Genomic DNA, 2,162 nt, shown 5'->3' on the forward strand with positions numbered 1-2,162 from the left:
TTTTTTTGTACATCATGTCAAAGATCGTATGATAACATTCAGCAACTTGCGTTGCCAGCGTATCAATGGTGGAGAATAACGGATTCGAACCGTTGACCCTCTGCGTGCAAGGCAGATGCTCTAGCCAGCTGAGCTAATCCCCCAATCATACAAGATAATAATCTCGTCTTGGTAGTCCCAGGCAGAGTTGAACTGCCGACCTCTACATTATCAGTGTAGCGCTCTAACCAACTGAGCTATAGGACTAGTTCAACCGTGTCCTGTCTTAGACTCGGCTTCTGTTTTTCTCTTGTTTATCTCTATCTATATTGCTATAGACGGTCGATCTATATTCTATAAATAAACAAGTACCAGTAGTACAATTTTAGAACCAATGAACGTCGTTTCCAACATCGCTCCAGAAAGGAGGTGTTCCAGCCGCACCTTCCGGTACGGCTACCTTGTTACGACTTAGCCCCAGTCACCAGTTTTACCCTAGGACGCTCCTTGCGGTTACGTACTTCAGGTACCCCCGGCTCCCATGGCTTGACGGGCGGTGTGTACAAGGCCCGGGAACGTATTCACCGCGCCGTGGCTGATGCGCGATTACTAGCGAATCCAGCTTCACGAAGTCGGGTTGCAGACTTCGATCCGAACTGAGAGAGGCTTTTGGGATTAGCATCCTGTCACCAGGTAGCTGCCTTCTGTACCCCCCATTGTAACACGTGTGTAGCCCCGGACGTAAGGGCCGTGCTGATTTGACGTCATCCCCACCTTCCTCACATCTTACGACGGCAGTCTCTCCAGAGTCCTCAGCATGACCTGTTAGTAACTGAAGATAAGGGTTGCGCTCGTTATGGCACTTAAGCCGACACCTCACGGCACGAGCTGACGACAACCATGCAGCACCTTCACAGCGGTGATTGCTCACTGACATGTTTCCACATCATTCCACTGCAATTTAAGCCCGGGTAAGGTTCCTCGCGTATCATCGAATTAAACCACATGTTCCTCCGCTTGTGCGGGCCCCCGTCAATTCCTTTGAGTTTCACCGTTGCCGGCGTACTCCCCAGGTGGAATACTTAATGCTTTCGCTTGGCCGCTTACTGTATATCGCAAACAGCGAGTATTCATCGTTTACTGTGTGGACTACCAGGGTATCTAATCCTGTTTGATACCCACACTTTCGAGCATCAGTGTCAGTTGCAGTCCAGTGAGCTGCCTTCGCAATCGGAGTTCTTCGTGATATCTAAGCATTTCACCGCTACACCACGAATTCCGCCCACCTCTACTGTACTCAAGACTGACAGTATCAACTGCAATTTTACGGTTGAGCCGCAAACTTTCACAACTGACTTACCAGTCCACCTACGCTCCCTTTAAACCCAATAAATCCGGATAACGCTCGGATCCTCCGTATTACCGCGGCTGCTGGCACGGAGTTAGCCGATCCTTATTCATATTATACATACAAAACAGTATACATACTGCACTTTATTCTAATATAAAAGAAGTTTACAACCCATAGGGCAGTCATCCTTCACGCTACTTGGCTGGTTCAGGCCATCGCCCATTGACCAATATTCCTCACTGCTGCCTCCCGTAGGAGTTTGGACCGTGTCTCAGTTCCAATGTGGGGGACCTTCCTCTCAGAACCCCTATCCATCGAAGGCTTGGTGGGCCGTTACCTCACCAACAACCTAATGGAACGCATCCCCATCCTTTACCGGAATCCTTTAATAATGAAACCATGCGGAATCATTATACTATCGGGTATTAATCTTTCTTTCGAAAGGCTATCCCCGAGTAAAGGGCAGGTTGGATACGTGTTACTCACCCGTGCGCCGGTCGCCAGCAAAGAAAGCAAGCTTTCTTCCTGATGCCCCTCGACTTGCATGTGTTAAGCCTGTAGCTAGCGTTCATCCTGAGCCAGGATCAAACTCTTCATTGTAAAAGTATTGTTATATATCCCGTAAGGGACAATATTAGCTCTGTTCAGGATGTCGAAAATTTATTGACGGTCATTTTTTCATATACCTATATAATAAGTATTGACGGTTCTAAATTTTACTTGTACTACTTGTATTGTTTATCAATTTTTCAAAGAACGCTTCGTTTCGATTGCGCTTCGTTTCAAAAGCGGGTGCAAAGGTAAAAGGTTTATTTTAAAACACCAAATGTTT

Annotated in this window: 2 tRNA genes and 1 rRNA gene; all 3 read right to left on the bottom strand. The window is 47.1% G+C overall.

Annotated features, from left to right (window positions below):
* Positions 1 to 66: 66 nt before the first annotated feature.
* Positions 67 to 143 (bottom strand) — tRNA-Ala (locus JZY04_RS20905).
* A gap of 26 nt (positions 144 to 169) precedes the next feature.
* Positions 170 to 246 (bottom strand) — tRNA-Ile (locus tag JZY04_RS20910).
* A 155-nt stretch (positions 247 to 401) separates the two neighbouring features.
* Positions 402 to 1,930 (bottom strand): 16S ribosomal RNA (locus JZY04_RS20915).
* Between the last annotated feature and the right edge of the window lie 232 nt (positions 1,931 to 2,162).

It is taken from the genome of Bacteroides sp. 11BF (assembly GCF_019633765.1).
GTDB classification, from domain to species: domain Bacteria; phylum Bacteroidota; class Bacteroidia; order Bacteroidales; family Bacteroidaceae; genus Bacteroides; species Bacteroides hominis.